We start from the raw sequence: 19,214 nt of genomic DNA, 5'->3' as shown, positions 1-19,214 counted from the left end.
TTCATAATCTGTGCAGGATGCTTTGCTAGAATGGTGATGCGGTTCAATAACTTTCTAGAGCGATCTTTCCCGGGAGAAACCTGCCTTATAGTACTTCTTCAAGCTCAGGATTTTCCTGCCGACACATATCAAGCGGATTGTCCAAGACTTGTCTGGATTATTTCTTACTTATATTCCTACCATGCACGATTCGATACAGCACCGGCAATACCAGCAAAGATAACAGAGATTGAGATAATGTACTGCCAATCATCACCGTTGCGAGTGTACGTTGTACTTCGGCGCCGGTACTGGTGCTGAGCGCCATGGGCAGGAAACCCAATGATTCCACCCAAGTCGTGATCAGAACCGGACGTAATCGCATGAGAGAACCGGTTCGAATGGCGTCGTCGAGTGTGAGCCCCTGCTGTCGCAGATCGCGGATAAACGACAACAACACCAAGCCATCCAATACCGCTACGCCAGACATGGCGATGAACCCTACACCGGCGGAAATCGACAAGGGAATGTCGCGTAGCCATAAAGCCGCGATTCCACCGGTGATTGCCAAGGGAACTGCACTAAACACCAGCAAGCTATCGCGAAAGCTGCCAAGCATGGTGTAAAGCAAAAAAAATACTAGACAAAGCGCCAGTGGAATGACAATCTGCAAGCGTTCCGCTGCCAGAATCAGCTGCTCGAATTGTCCGCCCCAGGCAAGCCAGTAGCCCGCTGGAATTTTTATTTGCTTCTCGATGAGTTTTTCTGCTTCATTGACGAAAGAGCCGATATCGCGTCCACGTACATTCGCAGTGATTACCACCCGGCGCTTGCCGTTCTCGCGGCTGATTTGATTAGGGCCTGTGACAATTTGCAGATCGGCTACTTCGCCTAATGCGACGTAGATGGGCAAAGCGGTAACTGGTGTATTCTGGCCTCCGGGCATATTCAGTACCGGAAGTTTGATTGGCAAGCGCTTAAGTGTTTCGATATCACCGCGAATCTGTTCCGGTAAACGCACTTGCAGTTCGAAACGGCGATCGCCCTCGAAAATCAAACCGGTAGTTCTGCCACCAATCGCAATATTGATGGCATCCTGTACATCGCTGCCATTGAGACCGTAACGCGCCATTTTTGTCCGGTCCATTTGAATTGATAATACCGGCAGCCCCGTGATTTGTTCGATCCGTACATCTGCTGCACCAGGAACGGCCTTGACGATTTTCTCAATCTGTTCAGCGACATTGAGCATCACGTCGAGATCATCGCCAAATACTTTTACCGCGACATCCGCACGCACCCCGGATAATAGTTCGTTAAATCGCATCTGTATCGGTTGCGTGAATTCATAGTTATTGCCTGGCACTTTTAGTACCGCTTGTTCCATCGCCGTGATTAATTCTTCTTTGTTGCGATACTTTTCAGACCATTCGGATTGCGGTTTTAGAATGATAAAAATATCCGCGACGCTGGGTGGCATCGGGTCGGTGGCAATCTCTGCGGTACCGATTTTAGAAAATACCCGACTGACTTCAGAAAATTTCTTGATCGTTGCTTCCAACTCATTCTGCATTTCAATGGCTGTACTCAGACTTGTGCCGGGTATCCGAATTGCATGCAGTGCGATATCCTCTTCATCGAGACTGGGAATGAATTCACTGCCCATGCGTGTAGTCAGCAACAGGGACAATACCACAATGACAGCGGCGATGGTAACCGTCAATCCCTTGTTATCCATGGCGGCATCCAGTGTAGGGGCATAGATTTTCTTAGCCCATAGCACGGTAGCTCCCTCTTTTTCCATCATCTTTCCAGAGAGGAACATAGCCACGGCTGCCGGTACAAATGTCACCGATAGAAATACCGCTCCTAACAATGCCAGTAGAACCGTGAAGGCCATTGGATGGAACATTTTTCCTTCAACTCCGGACAATGCGAATACCGGTAAATAAACCACCATGATAATAATTTGTCCGAACAGCAGCGCCCGCCTTACTTCCTTGGAAGCATCAAAAACAATTTCGAAGCGCTCAGCAGGCGTCAATTCTCGCCCCAGCCGTCCTTGTTCAAGGGAAAGGCGGCGAATACAGTTTTCGACAATAATGACAGCACCATCGACGATAATGCCAAAATCAAGTGCACCTAGGCTCAGCAGATTGGCGCTGACATTGTTGGCCACCATGCCGCTGATAGTGAACAGCATTGACAGGGGAATAATCAGGGCGGTAATCAGGGCGGCACGCAAGTTACCAAGTGCTATGAACAATACGACAATGACCAATGCGGCGCCTTCCAGCAGATTATTTGAAACTGTGCTGATGGTTTTGTCGACCAATGTGGTTCGGTTATAAACAGGTGTTGCAACCACACCGGCAGGCAGGCTACGGTTGATTTCGGCCAGTTTTTCCGCTGCTGCCTGTGAAACGATGCGGCTATTTTCCCCGATCAGCATATGTGCCGTGCCCAGCACTACTTCCTTGCCGTTCTGGGTTGCGGCGCCAGTGCGTAACTCCTTGCCAATCAGTACATCAGCTACGTTTTTGATTCGTATCGGCACGCCTTGATTACTGCTCAGAATGATCTCGCCGATTTCGGCCAGATTCACCACCTGCCCAGGTACTCTGACCAGATACTGTTCGCCGCTTTTCTCAATATAGCCGGCACCTACATTGAGATTATTACGTTCCAGCGCAAGTACCAAGTCTTGCAATGTGAGCCCGAATGAAATCAATTTCTCAGGATAAGGTGTCACATGAAATTGCTTGACATAACCACCGACGGAGTTGACTTCAGTGATTCCTTCCACCATACGCATTCGCGGCTTGATAATCCAGTCTTCAATCTCGCGCAAATCAGTCGCTGTATACGGAGTGCCATCCGGCTTGCGCGCATTTTTTTCCGCATCGACAGTCCACATGAAGATTTCACCCAGACCTGTGGAAATAGGTCCCATCGTAGGTACGATTCCGGCCGGTAACCGGTTTCTGGCTTCCTGGATCCGTTGACTGACCAATTGCCGTACCAGATAAATATCAGTGCCGTCCTTAAAAATTACCGTAACTTGCGATAACCCATAACGCGAGAGAGATCGGGTGTATTCAAGATTGGGTAAACCGGCCATCGCCATCTCAATCGGAAAGGTGATACGTTGCTCAGCTTCCAGAGGTGAATAACCGGGGACTGTGGTGTTGATTTGTACCTGCACATTGGTGATGTCCGGCACAGCGTCAATAGGTAGTTTGAGGTAGTTGTAGATGCCAAATGCAGCCATTGCCAGCACCGCTATCAGCACGATACCGCGTTGATAGATGGATAGATGTAAAATGCGTTCAAACATGATGGTGATTTCCGCTTTGATCAGGTTATGCTTTAATGGTCGTGCGTTGTGCCCGCTTTACCTAGTTCTGCCTTAAGTGCAAAACTGTTTCCCCCGGCGTATTGTTCACCGCGGGCAAATCCTTCGAGGACTTCAACCATGTCACCATCACTGCGCCCCAGCTTCAAAGGACGAATTTCGAAATACTGGTCATAGCGGCCGAATACTACCGACGAGTCATGGAACGTTTGAATGGCATCAACAGAAACGGCGACAGGTACTGCAATTTCTTCCGCCACCAGCTCAGCGTTTATAAACATGCCGGGACGCCACTTGCCATCAGCATTATCCAGCTCAACCCGGGCTGTTGCCGTGCGTGTTTGTCCGCCGATCAGGGTGGAGATGTAAGTCACGGTTCCTTCACTCTCTATATCATAAGCCGTTGCTTTAACGGCAACTTTCTGGCCCACCCGAATCACGTTGAGATCCTTTGGATAAACTGTAACAGCCGTCCATACTGTCGATACATCCGCGACAGTATAAATTTCCCTGTCTTCCTTGAGCACTTCACCAAGAGCAACAGCCTTGGCAATGATGATTCCGGAAATTGGGGCGCGTATTTCATACTGAGTAATGTTTGTTTTCAAGAATCCGGATTCGGGTTGCACGCCTAAAGCGCGTAATTTGGTTGTAGCCAATTCCAGGGCAATTTGGGCTTCATTCCATAACTCTTCCGCCAAAAGAAATTCCTGCTTGGCGCTGATTTTTTCTTCCCACAATTGTTTTTCTCGCTCGTAAGTCGTTTTCGCCAGTACCAGCCGTTTTTTTGCCACAGAATATTGACTGCGCAAGTCTGCCAGCATTGGGCTTTCGATGACGACCAGGACATCATTTTTTTTTACGTGCTGGCCATGATGGGCATGCACCGCACTCACCATGCCGGGAACCCGTGGCACTACGCGCACGATGTTGTGTTCATTGAAGATTACCTCTCCCGGAAGTCTCAGTTTGGGTTTGATAATCGCCGCTCCTGCAGTGAGGAGCTCGATACCCATACTTTTTAGCATTTCATCCGGTATTTCCACTCGTCCTTCAATCTGACTATGGCTCCAACGCATCAATTTATTGTCATGTTCCACGGCAATGGCGAGATCAAAAGAATGGGGTTCTTCGACGATTTGATCCCCTAGTAAATAATCCGCTTCCGGAGTAAATCGAAACAATTGCGCCGGTGCGCCTAAACGGGTTAATGTGATGGCAACAGCAGCGGAGGTTGGTGGTAACAATTTACCCTTTTCATATAAATAAACCCGGAATTGGGGAGGCACTCCTTTCTCAAAAATGGTTAGTTCCACGCTGAAATCATGATCGGTAAACAGTTTGCCTCCTCTTGGCCCAGTAGCAATCTGATCTTCGATTGATTCTTCACTGGCATGAGTGTCTTCCATCTTCATTGAAACCCCGGATGGCTTATCCACGGTTAAAATCAACCCACTCAATATAATTCCAACGGTGATCACACTCAAAATTGCTATTAATCGCGCTTTGTCCATAATTTATTCCTTAGCCTTTTTCTCTGCACCACGATGATTTAGAATGCTATCGATAGGCGCTGCAATCAGGCGTTCTATGTCATTCAGCAAGCGTTGATAATTTGCCAGTGCGCGGACATGGAGCAATTGATTCTGAAACAGTACGCGCTGCGCATCCAGCAACTCCAGCAAGCCAAATTTTCCCAATTCATAACCTCTGCGCATCACATGAAAAGCATTCTTGGCGCCAGGCAAAATTTCGTCGCGTAATAGGTTAATCTCATTCCAGGCTGCTAGCATGGCTTCATAAGTCTGCGCCAATTCGGTTTTCAACCTGAGTTCCGTCATCGTCTGTTCATCTTCGGCTTTATCCACTCGCTGATAAGCTTCTTTAAGATTGCCTTGATTGCGATCGAATAGTGGTAATGGCATCATTATGCTTGCTACGGCTGTGTTACCCCCGACGACAGCATAGTTCACGATTCCCGCAGTTAAAGTCAAGTTGGGAATGCGGCGGGTTTGTTCAACTTCCAGTAAGGCTTTACGATGCTCAATATTTTTTATGGCGCGAAGCGCCAGTGGGTTATCTAGTACCTTTTTTTCAAGTACGTGAAAGTCCGGCGGTGCAATTATTATTTTCAGATCGCCAATGGCGATATTGAATTGCGGCGAGGAGCTGTTCCATAACAGCGCTAACCGCCTGCGTGCGGATATCAGATCTCGTTGTGCTTGCTCCTGCTCAATACGCGTCGTCGACAGGCCTATTTTCACCCGGGTTTCTTCTATGGGGGGCACTTTTCCCGCTTGCACCCGCCCAGTGACGGTGCTGACCACGTTTTGCGCCACTTGATTGGTTTCTGCGGCCAGCTTAAGCCGCTCCTGCGCAGCCAGCACTTCTGTGAACACACTGGCAACTCGAGCAATAATCTCGATGCGTTTGGCTTCATAATCTTTGGCTGCCAGTTCTTCTCCAAGTAATGCGGCATTCACTCTGGCGGTACGCTTGCCACCTAACTCGATTAATTGACCAATGCGTATTGTCGTAACCTGCTGTACAACTTCTTGCACGATCGAGTCGGGTGCATTAAGGTCACCACGTATCTTCTGGATATTTCCAGCATTTTCAACATTCACCGATAATTCTGGGTTTTTGAGTAACCCGGCTTGCAGCGTTACTCCTTCCAATGCGCGTATTTCTTTGGAAAAAGCTGCCAGCTCCGGATTGCGAAGTAATGCCAGATTGATCGCATCATGCAACGTAAGATCACTCATCTCATTGATCGATGGTGTGGCGGAATAATCATTCATCCGGTTTGATGCGTTACTGAAGGTATCGGCACCGGCTTCTATTTGAGATGAAAAACCCAGACATAGAATACAACTCAGTATCATGATTCGTAATTCTTTTGCCACACAACTGTATGGCGTTCTAGACAGACTGATTAGTCTCATGGAATTCCTCCGTCGTCTGTTTATGCATTTATAGATCTATAGAGCACATCATCAAATTTAATTTGATCTGTACCTATATGATTGTGAATCAATAAATCTAACTCACAACGATCAAAGTTCTTTAAACTAGCCTAGAAGAATGTTTCGAGGAGGGCGCAAGGGCAAATCCGGAATGGTTTCCGGAATAAATGAAGAAATGAATACTGTAATAGCTTCTGTAATGATCAGATCCGGAATATGCGGAAAAGAATTAAAGAAAAACGGCTGGTATTGCCCTACGGAGTGTAGACATAGATGAGTGACTGCATCCAGATCAACACCATCCCAGGCTACATTACTCTGATGCAATTCCAGATGTGTCGCAGGATCCGCGGATAAGGATTGACGGATATGATCCAGTTCGTGAGCGAAAACTTCCCCTCTAAAAGACAAGCTTAATCCATTCGTCAGTATACTGATAATCAGCATAAGGATGAGTGGATGAGTAGGATATTTTCGCATGGATATGTCAATCTACAAATAATGTAAATCTTGAATAGTCGAAATCATTTCACATTATCATGCCATTTGCAATTAGGAAATTTTATTAAAAAATTCAGATTCTGAGTTTTTTAAATTATCTTGACCCCTTCAAGAGTCAGCATATCGATTAAAGTGATAAGAGGTAATCCGATCAATCCGCTAGGATCGTCTCCCGTCATTCGTTCGATAAGTACAATACCGAGCCCTTCAGATTTTGCGCTGCCGGCACATTGATAAGGTTGCTCTTTTAATAAGTAATTCTCGATTTGCTGGTCACTCAATCGCCGGAATTTCACATGGTAGGGAATAACACGTATTTGCAGCTTATCTGTAAAACTATTCAGAACACATACAGCGGTATAAAAAACAACTTCCTTCCCTTGAGTTTGTCGCAATTGCTCCACGGCATTGGTGTGATTCAATGGTTTGCCAAGACGAATGTCTCCTAATGCTGCCACTTGATCTGAGCCGATAATAAGTGCTTGTGGATAAACTCTGGCTACCGCGCGGGCTTTTGCCTCAGCTAAACGTGCGGCTGTTTGGTCAGGAGATTCATTGATTAGCGGTGTTTCATCAATTTGTGGATTGCTGGTTTCAAAGCAAATTTGTAATCGTTGAAGTAATTCTTTGCGATAAATAGAGCCGGATCCCAGTATAATCTGCGGTGTAGAGTCGTTTTTTGTTTTCAAAGTTTTCTTCTGTATTTTTTGACACTTAAGAGTAAAAAATATAACATGCGCGCCTTATGTCTGTTAGGTTAATAATAGATCCTATAGATTTTGTTCAAAATGCGGGTATACGTCATGGTAAAATCCCGGTAATTGATCTTGTGCGTTTGCATGACTTATTGTTTGACAAAAAAGGGGAGCTAATCTATCAAATCAGTGGCCGACTCGACAAGAATGCAAAACCTGGTTTGCAGTTGGAAGTAAAAGGCAAAATTCATCTTAATTGTCAGCGCTGCCTTGAAAAACTGGCTTACAAGATTGACCTGAAGACGTTTTTGTTGCTGGCAAAAAACGAGATAGAGCTGCAACAGGCTGATGAAGACAATACTATTGATGCGATTTTAGCAGTACCTGATTTAGATGTGATCAATTTAATTGAAGATGAGGTAATTCTTGGTTTGTCGATTTCATCACGTCATGCGGATGGTGAGTGTAATTCACTAAAACTAAAATCAGCTGCAGATAATCTGGCTGACAAAAAGCAATCAGAAAATCCCTTTGCAGTATTGGCAACATTAAAAAAGACACATTAAGTTTAAGGAGTTATCGCAATGGCAGTTCAACAAAATAAAAAATCACCATCAAAACGCGGTATGCATCGCTCGCATGATTTTCTGACTAATCCGCCTTTAGCCGTGGAACCCAGTACTGGAGAAATTCACCTACGTCACCATATTAGTCCAAATGGATATTATCGTGGCAAGAAAGTTGTTAAAACGAAAAACGATTAAAGTTTTTTTATTGCTACTACATCCTGAATATAGATTTCTCTAAGTCACAAGAGCACTAAAATTGGATATTACTGTAGCAATAGATTGTATGGGCGGCGATCATGGTCCGCATGTCACAGTTCCATCAGCGCTTGATTATTTACACAGCGATCCTGAGGCTAATATTATTCTTGTCGGTATTCCCGATGCTATCGAAGCTGAACTTCGTGCGGCAAATTTGGAGCTGGGACCGAGAATACGTCTGCATCCGGCAAGCGAAGTGGTCGGTATGGATGAATCACCGGCAGTAGCTCTGCGTGGTAAAAAGGATTCTTCCATGCGAGTTTCCATCAATCTGGTTAAAACAGGTGAGGCGCAGGCCTGTATCAGTGCCGGAAACACAGGCGCATTATTGGCAACTTCCCGGTTTGTATTGAAAACGATTCCCGGTGTTGACCGCCCGGCACTTGCTGTAATCCTACCCACCAGTATTGGTCATACTTACGTTTTGGATCTGGGAGCAAATGTCGATTGTACAGCCGAACACTTGTTTCAATTTGGAATCATGGGCGCATCCTTGGTATCTTCAGTGGAAAGCAAGGCGTATCCAAGCGTTGGGCTACTCAATATTGGTGAAGAAGAAATCAAAGGAAACGAGATAGTCAAGCAGGCAGCCGAATTATTGCGGGATAGCGGACTTAATTTTTATGGTAATGTCGAGGGTACCGATATCTATAAAGGAACAACTGATGTTGTAGTTTGTGATGGATTCGTTGGTAATATTACCTTAAAAACATCGGAGGGCTTGGCACAAATGCTGGCGACTTATTTGCGCGAAGAATTCAAGCGTAATTTGTTGACAAAGATAGCAGGTGTGATTGCAATGCCTGTAATTAATTCGTTCAAACGCCGTGTTGATCACCGACGCTATAACGGCGCAAGTTTTCTGGGTTTGCGCGGTATAGTCATTAAGAGTCATGGTTCGGCAGATAAGTATGCTTTTGGTTTTGCCATAAAACGAGCTGCAGATGAAGTTCGTGGTGGAATGTTGCGACGGATTAGTGAACGGGTTGCTGAGTTCTCCCGACATCCACAGCTTCCCTCTAAAGAAGTTACAAGATGATGTATTCAAGAATCACTGGAACAGGCAGTTATTTACCGGAAAAAGTGCTTACCAATCTCGATCTGGAACGTATGGTTGATACCAGTGATGAATGGATACGAACACGGACGGGTATTACGCAACGGCATATTGCCGCAGAGGACCAGGTTGCCAGCGATCTCGCATTGTATGCATGCCAGAGCGCCATGCAGGCTGCAGGCGTAACTGGAAAAGACATTGATCTTATCATTGTCGCCACTACCACACCCGACATGATTTTTCCAAGTACGGCTTGCATTCTGCAAAATAAATTAGGGATCGAAAACTGTCCGGCATTTGATGTGCAGGCAGTTTGCAGTGGCTTTGTTTATGCATTGGCGACAGCCGATATGTTTGTCAGTTCGGGAAAATGCCGCAATGCCTTAGTGGTTGGGAGTGAAATCTACTCAAAGATACTCGATTGGAATGATCGTAGCACCTGTGTTTTATTTGGCGACGGTGCGGGCGCTGTCGTACTATCGCGCAGTGATCAACCCGGGATTTTGTCAACTCATCTCCATGCCAGTGGCAGTCATAGTAATATTCTATCCGCCCCTGGGTGCATTAGTGGCGGCAAAGTGCATGGCACGCCCTACATCAACATGGAAGGCAATGCCGTTTTTAAATTCGCAGTCAAAGTCCTGGAAGAGGTCGTGCATGAGGCAGTTGCAGGAAACAATTTGCAATCCACTGATATTGATTGGCTGATTCCTCATCAGGCCAATATCCGGATTATTCAATCGACCGCAAAGAAATTGGGATTACCCATGGAAAAAGTGGTAGTAGCAGTGGATAAGCATGGAAATACCTCAGCGGCCTCCATTCCACTTGCGCTGGATATGGCTGTAAGAGACGGACGAATTCAGCCTGATCAATTGATATTGATGGAAGGTGTGGGTGGTGGTTTTACATGGGGAGCAGTTTTGCTGCGGTGGTAATCATGAAATTTGCATTCGTATTTCCAGGTCAAGGATCACAATCGGTTGGAATGATGAATGGGTATAAAGAGTTGCCCATCATTCAAGAAACCTTTCAAGAAGCTTCCGATATCCTCAAGCAGGATTTCTGGTCGATGGCAAATTCCGGATCTGAAGAGGAACTTAATCTTACTTTGAATACGCAACCCCTCATGTTGATTGCGGGGGTAGCGGTGTATCGTGCCTGGATTAGCCTGGGCGGCAAAGAACCAGTGCTGCTGGCAGGACATAGTCTGGGGGAATACACCGCGTTGGTTGCATCGGAAGCGCTGGGTTTTGCCGATGCGCTGTCATTGGTGCGCTTCCGCGCACAAGTTATGCAACAAGCCGTGCCGGAAGGGGTTGGCGGAATGGCCGCGATTCTCGGATTGGATGACGAAACCATCAAAACAATTTGTCGCGATATTACAAATCAGGGTGATGGGGAATCTCTCGAGCCAGCCAATTTTAACTCACCGGGTCAGATCGTTATCGCCGGACACAGAAATGCAATTCTGCAAGGAATTGAATTGGCGAAATCGAAAGGAGCAAAGCGTGCGATCATGCTGCCCATGAGTATTCCTTCACACTGTTCTCTAATGAAACCGGCAGCTGAAAGTATGCGCTTGCAATTGCAGCATGTCACCCTGCAGGCGCCTAAAATCCCAATTTTGCATAATACTGATGTAAAACCGCATTCAGATCCATTGATAATTAAAGAAATTCTGGTTCAGCAGCTTATAAATCCGATACATTGGGTGGATACTGTCCGGGCTTTTGTGACCGCTGAAATCACACACGTCGTTGAATGTGGGCCAGGCAAAGTGTTGAGCGGATTGAATAAACGCATTGATCAGCATTTGCAACAGTTATCATTGACTGATAGCGTAGCGATCAAACTAGCTATCAACGATGTCAAGACTATATGAATAATGTTTATTTGCAGTCAACTGTCATGACTCTATGCAAGGAGATATGATCTTGGAAAATAAAATTGCTTTAGTAACTGGCGCCAGCCGGGGAATCGGGCAAGCTATTGCATTAAAGCTAGGACAGCTTGGCGCGCGAGTCGTGGGTACGGCAACCACCGAAAGTGGTGTCGCAGGGATTAATCAGTATTTGGAGAGGGCTGGTATTCAAGGCAGCGGTGTTATTTTAAACGTAAATGATGCGGAACAAATCAATCAGGTTATTCAAATCATTCGGGAAAAATTTGGTGAGGTGGAGATACTAGTAAATAACGCCGGTATTACACGTGATAATCTCCTGGTTCGTATGAAAGATGAAGAGTGGGATGAAATTATGGAAACCGACTTAAAGTCAGTATTCCGGTTAAGCCGTGCGGTTCTCCGAGCCATGATGAAAGCCCGATATGGCCGCATCATTAACATTTCCTCTGTTGTCGGCGCAATGGGAAATATGGGGCAAACAAACTATGCAGCCGCTAAGGCAGGTATCTTTGGTTTTAGTAAATCATTGGCACGGGAAGTTGGCAGTCGCAATATTACTGTAAATTGCGTTGCTCCCGGCTTCATCGACACTGACATGACTCGTTCTCTGGCGGATGAGTTTCAACAAAATTTGATTCAGCATGTTCCCTTAGGACGGTTGGGTCGTCCTGAAGAAGTCGCTTCAGCGGTTGCGTTTCTTGCTTCGTCTGCAGCCGGTTATGTTACGGGTACAATACTCCATGTTAACGGTGGGATGTATATGGATTAACCCATAGTTAAGTAGGTAATCATTTGTGAAAGCAAATTAATCACAGAATAATCATGCACCATTCTTATAATGCATTACCAAACAAAAACTAAGCTGTACTTTATATCTGTAGCCATGTTTCGGTTCTGCCGACATGTAAAATTTGTTAGAATAAACATGTTTCTTACTTGAAAAGGAAATATCTAGATGGAAAATATTGAGCAGCGTATTAAAAAAATTGTAGCTGAACAACTTGGAGTTAATGAGGCAGAAGTCAAGAACGAATCATCTTTTGTTAATGATCTAGGTGCTGATTCGCTCGACACGGTGGAGTTGGTCATGGCGTTGGAGGAAGAATTCGAATGCGAAATCCCGGATGAGCAAGCTGAAAAAATAAATACCGTCCAAGAAGCGATTGATTACGTCACCGCTAATACGAGTGTCGGTTAGTTTCCGGTTTTTATATACATGCAAGTGGAGTGATTTTGTTCAAACGTAAGGTAGTAGTGACCGGTTTGGGTATTGTGTCCCCTGTTGGCAACACGATTCCAAGCGCATGGGAGAGCATTATTGCAGGAAAATCTGGTATTACAAGAATTTCCCGTTTTGATGCATCCGCTTTTGCTTCGCAGATCGCTGGCGAAGTAAAAGATTTTGATATCCACCAATATGTTTCAGCAAAAGAAGCGCGCCGCATGGATATTTTTATTCACTATGGCATGGCCGCAGCTATACAAGCGGTTAAGGATGCGGGTATCGATGAAATTTCTCAGTTAGAGGCGGAGAGAATTGGTGTAAATATCGGTTCGGGCATTGGTGGATTGTCGATGATCGAGAGCACCGATATAGCCTATCATGCGGGTGGACCGCGTAAAATATCTCCTTTTTTTATACCGAGCACTATCATCAATATGATTGCGGGCAATTTATCTATCATGTATGGCTATAAAGGCCCCAATCTAGCTATCGTAACCGCATGTACTACAGCTACACATAGTATTGGTCACTCAGCACGCATGATTGAATATGGTGATGCCGATGTCATGGTGTGTGGTGGAGCGGAGTCCTGTGTAACGCCACTTGCCATTGGCGGGTTTGGCGCTGCCAAAGCTTTGTCAGTCCATAATGATGATCCGGAAATTGCAAGCCGTCCTTGGGATATAGATCGGGATGGTTTTGTCCTGGGTGAAGGTGCCGGAGTTCTGGTGTTGGAAGAAATGGAGCACGCTCAACGCCGAGGTGCCAGAATATATGCTGAATTAGCCGGTTTTGGCATGAGCGCAGATGCATTCCATATGACAGCGCCTTGTGACGATGGCGAGGGCGCAGCGCGTTGTATGTCCAACGCACTTAAAAATGCCGAGATCGATACCACGGAAGTGGATTATGTCAACGCACATGGCACATCTACACCATTAGGGGATATTGCTGAGACCATTGCGGTTAAACGTTGCTTTGGGGGTCACGCCAGCAAGCTTGCCGTTAATTCAACAAAATCAATGACTGGACATTTGTTGGGTGCTGCTGGTGGTGTAGAGGCTATTTTTTCGGTACTGGCGACATATCATCAAATTGCGCCGCCGACGATTAATCTTGTCAATCAAGATCCACAATGCGATCTTGACTATATTCCCAATACAGCTAGAGATATGAATATTAAAGTTGCATTATCAAACTCCTTTGGCTTTGGAGGAACCAACGGAACGCTCGTTTTCCGCCGTATATAGGTTTTATCCATTGGCGATGCAAAAGCTGAAACGCCTACTTTTTTCTAGCACATTGATAACCATTTTGCTTGTTTCATGGTTCTATCTTCACGTTCACTCAAGTGTTAGATTTCCTACAATTCCATATGAAATATCCATTCCGGCTGGCGCCAATCTGAAGCAAGTCTCTCAGCAACTGGAAGATGCCGGCATTATTCTTAACAAATGGACATTTATACTATTGGCGCGCTATCACAATCAGGAATTTGCAATCAAGGCAGGCGATTATCGATTTACGGAAGGTATTACTCAGACTGCATTACTAAAAACTCTAACCAAAGGCGATGTCATACAGAATGAAATAAGATTCATTGAAGGGTGGACATTCGCTCAAATCAGGCAAGTATTGAATGGGCATCCAGCAATTAGAAATCTTACGATCGGACTAAGTGAACAGGAAATTCTACGCTTAATTGGTGCATCCGAGGTCGCTGCAGAAGGATTGTTTTTCCCGGATACCTATTATTTTGTTAGGAATAGCAGTGATATAGAAATTTTGCAGCGTGCCTATCAAAACATGCAAAATCACTTAAAAAACAGTTGGTCGGATCGTGCGGTATCATTGCCATTAACCACGCCTTATGAGGCGCTTATATTGGCTTCCATTATAGAGAAAGAAACCGGCCTGGAAAGTGATCGCGCTGAAATAGCAGGTGTATTTATTAACCGGTTGCGCAAAGGTATGCGTTTACAAACGGATCCAACCATCATTTATGGTCTGGGCGAACAATTTGATGGTAATTTGCGCAAAAAAGACTTGATAACCGATCAAGAATATAATACTTATACGCGCCCCGGTTTACCGCCCACTCCCATTGCCATGCCAGGACTTGCTTCGATCCGCGCCGCTCTTAATCCGGGTGAAACGGATGCGCTTTATTTTGTTGCAAAAGGTAATGGAGAATCTCAGTTTTCAACTAATTTGACGGACCATAATAAAGCGGTAATTCAATACCAGAAACAACAAAAATAACAGTATGCCGCCATCGATCCAGTATTACTTTTGCTCGCAAGCTACATGACACAATTTTCCATCGTAGTGCCCACATTGAATGAATCCGGGAATATTGACTTACTTCTAACTCGCATCTTTGCATTGGATTTTGCTTCGGATTCTTTTGAAATAATTGTTGTTGACGATGGTTCGACAGATGGTACCCAGGATAAGGTGCGTAACTGGGAAAATCAACCCAATGTTCGTCTGATAGAACGCCGAGAAGCGCCGGATTTGACCGCCTCGATACTCACCGGTGTTGCTGCGGCCAAGAATGACGTCATTGTCGTTATGGATGCCGATCTTAGTCACCCGCCTGAACAATTGCCAGCTCTTGTTGCGCCAATACTAGGAAATTCCCATGATGTCGTTGTCGGTAGTCGTTACATTGCGGGAGGTAGCACCGAGAATTGGCCCCTGTATCGGCAATTATTATCGCGCGTAGGCGGTTGGATGGCGCGTCCTATTTGTGATGTGAATGATGCCACATCCGGTTTTTTTGCATTTCGCCGGAATCTGGCAAAAAACATTTCGAGCCATGCGCATGGTTATAAAATTTTGCTTGAACTGCTCATGGCTAATCAGGGAAGAATTCGGGTAACCGAGATACCGATTTGCTTCCGCGATCGTACACACGGTACTTCGAAACTATCGCTATTTCACCAACAAGCTTATATCCAGCGTTTGATCACGTTAGCCGGAGGAACGGCTACGCTCAATACAGCAGGACGTTTTGCAGCTGTTGGACTGCTAGGTGTATTAATAGATGCGTTTGTTTTTCACTGGATGATCAGTCGTGAGGCTGGGCTTGCTTTGTCTCATTTCGTCAGTTTTTTTATCGCAGCAACTGTCAATTATACTTTTAACTCAAAATGGTCATTTCGTGAACATCATGAAGGTTATTTACGCTGGCATCAATTCGGTCGGTTTTTAACGGTTGGTGCACTGGCGTTATTATTGCGCGGAGGGGTACTGGCTTTTCTGGTATACGTTTGGCATATGCCGCCTCTGCTGGCCATTTTTCCCGCTATTGTGACCACGGCAGCCGTAAATTATTTGGGTTCGGCTTTCTATGTGTTCCCCAATAAGAAGCTTCCCCTCTCACTGGATATACGCTGGCGCACAGCGGCAATGGGTATTGTATTGTTTGCCATATTGTTACGACTGGTTTATTTCGGCTTGGCGCAACTCATTCCTGACGAAGCTTATTATTGGCAATATGCGCAGCACATGGATCTCAGTTTTTATGATCATCCACCTGCAGTAGCTTGGTTAATCTGGCTCGGCACATCAGTGCTAGGGCATAATGAATTTGGTGTTCGCATAGGCGCTTTGCTTTGTGGATTGATAACGATGGGTTATTTGTACGCATTGGCCCGGAATTTATACGATAAATCCACTGCAATGCGTACACTGTTGTTATTGGTTATCCTGCCGGTCGGATTTGCTACCGGCCTGCTAATGACCCCTGATGCACCACTCTTTGCAGCTTGGGCAGCGACACTGTATTACATGGAACGTGCACTCGTTGCACACCAAAATACGGCTTGGTTGGGCATGGGGGTTGCGTTCGGTCTTGGACTCTTGTCGAAATATTCATTGGGATTGTTGGGGATTGCCGCCTTGGTATTTGTCATCATAGACCCGGCAGCGCGCCGTTGGATGAAACGGCCTCATCCCTATCTGGCGGCACTACTGGCATTGCTTCTCTTTTCTCCGACCATTATCTGGAACTATCAGAATGACTGGATATCCTTTGCATTCCAATCGAATCGGGTATTAGCAGATGACTATAAATTTGCAGTTCATTTATTCATTGTCCACATTATCATTTTACTAACCCCCGTTGGTTTTATTGCGGCAATAGGCGCCTTGTTTTTTATTAAACCACCTGAATCCCAGTATTCCGAACACAGACGCCATTTATTTGTACAAGTTTTTACCGGCATTCCGATATTCATTTGTTTCATACTCAGTACTTTTGATGCGCCCCGATTTCATTGGACCGCGCCAATCTGGCTTGCGCTATTGCCGACCATCGCTTGGATGATCGTTCATACGGATCATCTCAGTCCTCTGTTCAGACGTATCCAGGCAGCCTGGCGCTTAACCATTATCGCTTGTATTTTTGGTTATGCTTTTGTGCTGCATTATGTAGTTCTCGGAATTCCAGGCGTACCTTATCATTTATTTACGGAACACTATTTCTGGCGCGAGACTGCTGCCGAGATAGAACAAATTGCAGCCGAGGTCAGAAAGCAAACAGACAAAGAGCCGATCGTTGTGGGTATGAGCAAATGGTCTGTCGCCAGTGCGCTATATTTTTATACGCAGGGCGATACAAAGCTGGATATTCGTTCACGTAATATGTTTGGCGGTAGCGGCGCTATGTATGAGTTCTGGTTTCCTTCTCAGAACCCTACCGATAGACCGATCATTCAAGTGGGGATGAAACGCCGTCATTTAGAAAGAATTTGGACGGACAATGATGTCAAAAAAATGCTTGATCAACCCGGTGCAATTGAGTATCGCGTAATCGAACGCCACGGCGTGCCAGTGCGTCGCGTATATTACCGAATCTCCCAGGGATTTAAAGGAACCAATTAGTGAGTCTTGAAATGCACGCAAGACACTGTAATGTATATTTTTACAATCTTCTTTTCCCCGGAAATTTCAATAAGTTCTCTAGTGGAATTGGAGATCGACGTGAAATAGGTGCAATTTAAGGCTTGCAACCGACTACGATACTGTAGTAGCCATAGGCTTTGTGAATTTGAATGTCCTCGAAGCCAATTTCCTTCAGCATCGTTGATAACTCCAGGCCGGAGTACTGCTTTCCTTCGGTCCAGCCCATCATTATCATACTGAAAGCTGCGGATGCAAATGGACCAGTTTTCTGATCGTTATAGAGCATTTCATGGATCACAATGCGTCCACCGGATTCAAGACTGTTAAAGCTTTTTGCTGTTAGAAAATGAGATTTTTCCGGCATCCAGTGGTGATAGACATCTGAGAAAAAATGCAGATCAGCCGTCGGCCAATGGTCGCTCCAAATATTGATTGGTTGTGTTTTAATTCGCTCCTGCAAGCCATACTGATTAATATATTCCTGAGCTATCTCGCACACCTGAGGAAAATCCAGAAATATAACTTTCAGATTCGGCAACTTTGATGCCGCGCCAATCGAGTGAGCGGCTGAGCCTCCTGCCACATCGAGCATCACGCGATGCTGTGAAAAATCCATGACCTCAGGCCAAACAAATGCTGAGGTTATGCTGATGCTGTGCATCCCACGTGTGAAGCGGTGTAGTAATTCGATTTGTTCTTCATGAGATTTAAAAATATCACCACCGCCATAAACCTGAGGAGAATCCGTTAGAATTGCTTTTTCCAGTGTAGAGAAAGAACATACTTGATAATTATCGATCATCAGATCCCAAAAAAAACCGAAGTAATTCGGGCTTTTTTCCAGCAAATATTCTTCGGTTACCGCAGTTAGAAAATAACGTCCTTCCTGTAACGACAAGAAACCCAATGCGGTAGCTACAGTCAGGATTGCTTCTGCTGACCGTTGCTTGATGTTTAGTGCATTGCAGATATCTACTAATGCTAGCGGACCATCCGCCAGTAGAGGAAATATTTTTAGCCGGTGGGCTAGTAATAACGCGGGATAACCATAAACTGCAAAGACCACGTCCCATAATGGACGATCATCAACTTGTGGCACTGGGTTGTTGGAAAAAGTGTCTTGTACCATCAATTCTCCTTTTTGTTCATAAGATACTTAAACTGCCTACCGCGTGATATGGGTAATGCGGGTCAAGAAATGCGCTTGGATTTGTCTGTCTCGAGCAAACGCTTGATGTTTTGCACTGTGCGTTCGGCCCCATCCCTGATGGCAGCACGAACCAGTCCTTCAAGGGGGCGCATAATCGGTAAAATTTCAAGTAATTCAAAAGAAAATGTCAACTTGGTAGAGCACTCAGGGTGGAAGGCTTGTAATTCATACGTGCAGCGGAATGGATCGGATGTCCCGAGAAGAGTTAAGCGTGTACCCGGCTCATAAGCGGATATCTTGAATCGCGATTCTGTACGGCGTCCCTGATCAATGCGCACTTGTCGACCCTCCGTTCCCAGTTGTACCGGCCCAGAGGTAATTTTTTCAAGTTCTTTAACTTCGGGAGACCATAGCGGATAATTCTCAAACAGACCATCGGCGATATACTGGAAAAGTGCGGTGGCTGGATACTCTACTATGGTATGGGCTCTACCTACGACCGGGTCGGTGGAACCCAAGTTGAGCATGGAACCTAAATTAAACATATCACTGGATCCTTACTGACTAATAAACGTCCAATCATGCTATTGATCATAATTACCTTAAGACGTTAAACGAATAAGGCCTCAATTTCAAGCACTA

Annotated in this window: 17 protein-coding genes; 10 read left to right on the top strand and 7 right to left on the bottom strand. The window is 45.5% G+C overall.

Annotated elements, in window-relative coordinates; translation table 11 throughout:
- Positions 1–157: 157 nt before the first annotated feature.
- From CPG39_RS07505 to CPG39_RS07485, 5 genes are all read right to left on the bottom strand, one after another.
- On the bottom strand, positions 158–3,316 hold the full coding sequence (locus tag CPG39_RS07505) for an efflux RND transporter permease subunit (protein ID WP_096292734.1): 3,159 nt from the start codon (positions 3,314–3,316) through the stop codon (positions 158–160).
- Positions 3,317–3,348: 32 nt separating this feature from the next.
- Positions 3,349–4,848, bottom strand: a complete 1,500-nt coding sequence (locus tag CPG39_RS07500; RefSeq protein WP_096292733.1) for an efflux RND transporter periplasmic adaptor subunit — start codon at positions 4,846–4,848, stop codon at positions 3,349–3,351.
- Positions 4,849–4,851: 3 nt separating this feature from the next.
- Entirely contained in the window at positions 4,852–6,279 is a 1,428-nt protein-coding gene (locus tag CPG39_RS07495) for a TolC family protein (RefSeq protein ID WP_096292732.1), read from the bottom strand.
- A gap of 126 nt (positions 6,280–6,405) precedes the next feature.
- Entirely contained in the window at positions 6,406–6,780 is a 375-nt protein-coding gene (locus tag CPG39_RS07490) for a hypothetical protein (RefSeq protein ID WP_096292731.1), read from the bottom strand.
- Between the two features lie 110 nt (positions 6,781–6,890).
- Positions 6,891–7,490, bottom strand: a complete 600-nt coding sequence (locus CPG39_RS07485) for a Maf family protein (RefSeq protein WP_096292730.1) — start codon at positions 7,488–7,490, stop codon at positions 6,891–6,893.
- A gap of 56 nt (positions 7,491–7,546) precedes the next feature.
- Between CPG39_RS07485 and CPG39_RS07480 the strand changes: the two genes are divergently transcribed.
- From CPG39_RS07480 to CPG39_RS07435, 10 genes are all read left to right on the top strand, one after another.
- Positions 7,547–8,062, top strand: coding sequence for a YceD family protein (locus CPG39_RS07480; protein ID WP_096292729.1), 516 nt, complete (start codon positions 7,547–7,549; stop codon positions 8,060–8,062).
- A gap of 18 nt (positions 8,063–8,080) precedes the next feature.
- Positions 8,081–8,260, top strand: a complete 180-nt coding sequence (gene rpmF, locus CPG39_RS07475; protein ID WP_013646667.1) for a 50S ribosomal protein L32 — start codon at positions 8,081–8,083, stop codon at positions 8,258–8,260.
- A gap of 61 nt (positions 8,261–8,321) precedes the next feature.
- On the top strand, positions 8,322–9,362 hold the full coding sequence (gene plsX / locus CPG39_RS07470; protein WP_096292728.1) for a phosphate acyltransferase PlsX: 1,041 nt from the start codon (positions 8,322–8,324) through the stop codon (positions 9,360–9,362).
- The gene (locus CPG39_RS07465; protein WP_096292727.1) at positions 9,359–10,318 is read left to right on the top strand and encodes a beta-ketoacyl-ACP synthase III; all 960 of its coding nucleotides are present in this window, start codon (positions 9,359–9,361) and stop codon (positions 10,316–10,318) included. The genes plsX and CPG39_RS07465 overlap by 4 nt, the downstream gene beginning before the upstream one ends.
- Positions 10,319–10,320: 2 nt before the next feature.
- Positions 10,321–11,265 (top strand): ACP S-malonyltransferase, encoded by a 945-nt coding sequence (fabD, locus tag CPG39_RS07460; protein WP_096292726.1) that lies wholly within the window; start codon positions 10,321–10,323, stop codon positions 11,263–11,265.
- A 46-nt stretch (positions 11,266–11,311) separates the two neighbouring features.
- A complete protein-coding gene (gene fabG, locus CPG39_RS07455) occupies positions 11,312–12,055 on the top strand; it encodes a 3-oxoacyl-ACP reductase FabG (RefSeq protein WP_096294281.1) in 744 nt (247 codons plus the stop codon).
- 186 nt (positions 12,056–12,241) lie between these two features.
- Positions 12,242–12,484: an acyl carrier protein gene (acpP, locus tag CPG39_RS07450; RefSeq protein ID WP_013646672.1), complete on the top strand. Its 243-nt coding sequence runs from the start codon at positions 12,242–12,244 to the stop codon at positions 12,482–12,484.
- A gap of 35 nt (positions 12,485–12,519) precedes the next feature.
- On the top strand, positions 12,520–13,761 hold the full coding sequence (gene fabF, locus CPG39_RS07445; protein ID WP_096294280.1) for a beta-ketoacyl-ACP synthase II: 1,242 nt from the start codon (positions 12,520–12,522) through the stop codon (positions 13,759–13,761).
- A 16-nt stretch (positions 13,762–13,777) separates the two neighbouring features.
- A complete protein-coding gene (gene mltG / locus CPG39_RS07440) occupies positions 13,778–14,773 on the top strand; it encodes an endolytic transglycosylase MltG (RefSeq protein WP_096292725.1) in 996 nt (331 codons plus the stop codon).
- A gap of 45 nt (positions 14,774–14,818) precedes the next feature.
- On the top strand, positions 14,819–17,401 hold the full coding sequence (locus CPG39_RS07435) for a glycosyltransferase family 39 protein (RefSeq protein WP_096292724.1): 2,583 nt from the start codon (positions 14,819–14,821) through the stop codon (positions 17,399–17,401).
- A gap of 115 nt (positions 17,402–17,516) precedes the next feature.
- Here the strand turns inward: CPG39_RS07435 and CPG39_RS07430 are convergent, their stop codons facing one another.
- Positions 17,517–18,551, bottom strand: a complete 1,035-nt coding sequence (locus CPG39_RS07430; protein ID WP_096292723.1) for a methyltransferase — start codon at positions 18,549–18,551, stop codon at positions 17,517–17,519.
- Between the two features lie 62 nt (positions 18,552–18,613).
- Positions 18,614–19,117: an SRPBCC family protein gene (locus CPG39_RS07425; RefSeq protein WP_096292722.1), complete on the bottom strand. Its 504-nt coding sequence runs from the start codon at positions 19,115–19,117 to the stop codon at positions 18,614–18,616.
- Between the last annotated feature and the right edge of the window lie 97 nt (positions 19,118–19,214).

This window comes from Nitrosomonas ureae (assembly GCF_900206265.1).
GTDB classification, from domain to species: domain Bacteria; phylum Pseudomonadota; class Gammaproteobacteria; order Burkholderiales; family Nitrosomonadaceae; genus Nitrosomonas; species Nitrosomonas ureae_C.
This window is presented reverse-complemented; position numbering and strand designations above follow the sequence as displayed.

Excerpts from the sequence above, each read along its gene's own strand:
- CPG39_RS07505 (WP_096292734.1), bottom strand. The coding sequence starts at position 3,316 with ATGTTTGAACGCATTTTACATCTATCCATCTATCAACGCGGTATCGTG.
- CPG39_RS07500 (WP_096292733.1), bottom strand. The coding sequence starts at position 4,848 with ATGGACAAAGCGCGATTAATAGCAATTTTGAGTGTGATCACCGTTGGA.
- CPG39_RS07495 (WP_096292732.1), bottom strand. The coding sequence starts at position 6,279 with ATGAGACTAATCAGTCTGTCTAGAACGCCATACAGTTGTGTGGCAAAA.
- CPG39_RS07490 (WP_096292731.1), bottom strand. The coding sequence starts at position 6,780 with ATGCGAAAATATCCTACTCATCCACTCATCCTTATGCTGATTATCAGT.
- CPG39_RS07480 (WP_096292729.1), top strand. The coding sequence starts at position 7,547 with ATGTCTGTTAGGTTAATAATAGATCCTATAGATTTTGTTCAAAATGCG.
- rpmF (WP_013646667.1), top strand. The coding sequence starts at position 8,081 with ATGGCAGTTCAACAAAATAAAAAATCACCATCAAAACGCGGTATGCAT.
- CPG39_RS07465 (WP_096292727.1), top strand. The coding sequence starts at position 9,359 with ATGATGTATTCAAGAATCACTGGAACAGGCAGTTATTTACCGGAAAAA.
- fabD (WP_096292726.1), top strand. The coding sequence starts at position 10,321 with ATGAAATTTGCATTCGTATTTCCAGGTCAAGGATCACAATCGGTTGGA.
- fabG (WP_096294281.1), top strand. The coding sequence starts at position 11,312 with ATGATCTTGGAAAATAAAATTGCTTTAGTAACTGGCGCCAGCCGGGGA.
- acpP (WP_013646672.1), top strand. The coding sequence starts at position 12,242 with ATGGAAAATATTGAGCAGCGTATTAAAAAAATTGTAGCTGAACAACTT.
- mltG (WP_096292725.1), top strand. The coding sequence starts at position 13,778 with ATGCAAAAGCTGAAACGCCTACTTTTTTCTAGCACATTGATAACCATT.
- CPG39_RS07435 (WP_096292724.1), top strand. The coding sequence starts at position 14,819 with ATGACACAATTTTCCATCGTAGTGCCCACATTGAATGAATCCGGGAAT.
- CPG39_RS07430 (WP_096292723.1), bottom strand. The coding sequence starts at position 18,551 with ATGGTACAAGACACTTTTTCCAACAACCCAGTGCCACAAGTTGATGAT.
- CPG39_RS07425 (WP_096292722.1), bottom strand. The coding sequence starts at position 19,117 with ATGTTTAATTTAGGTTCCATGCTCAACTTGGGTTCCACCGACCCGGTC.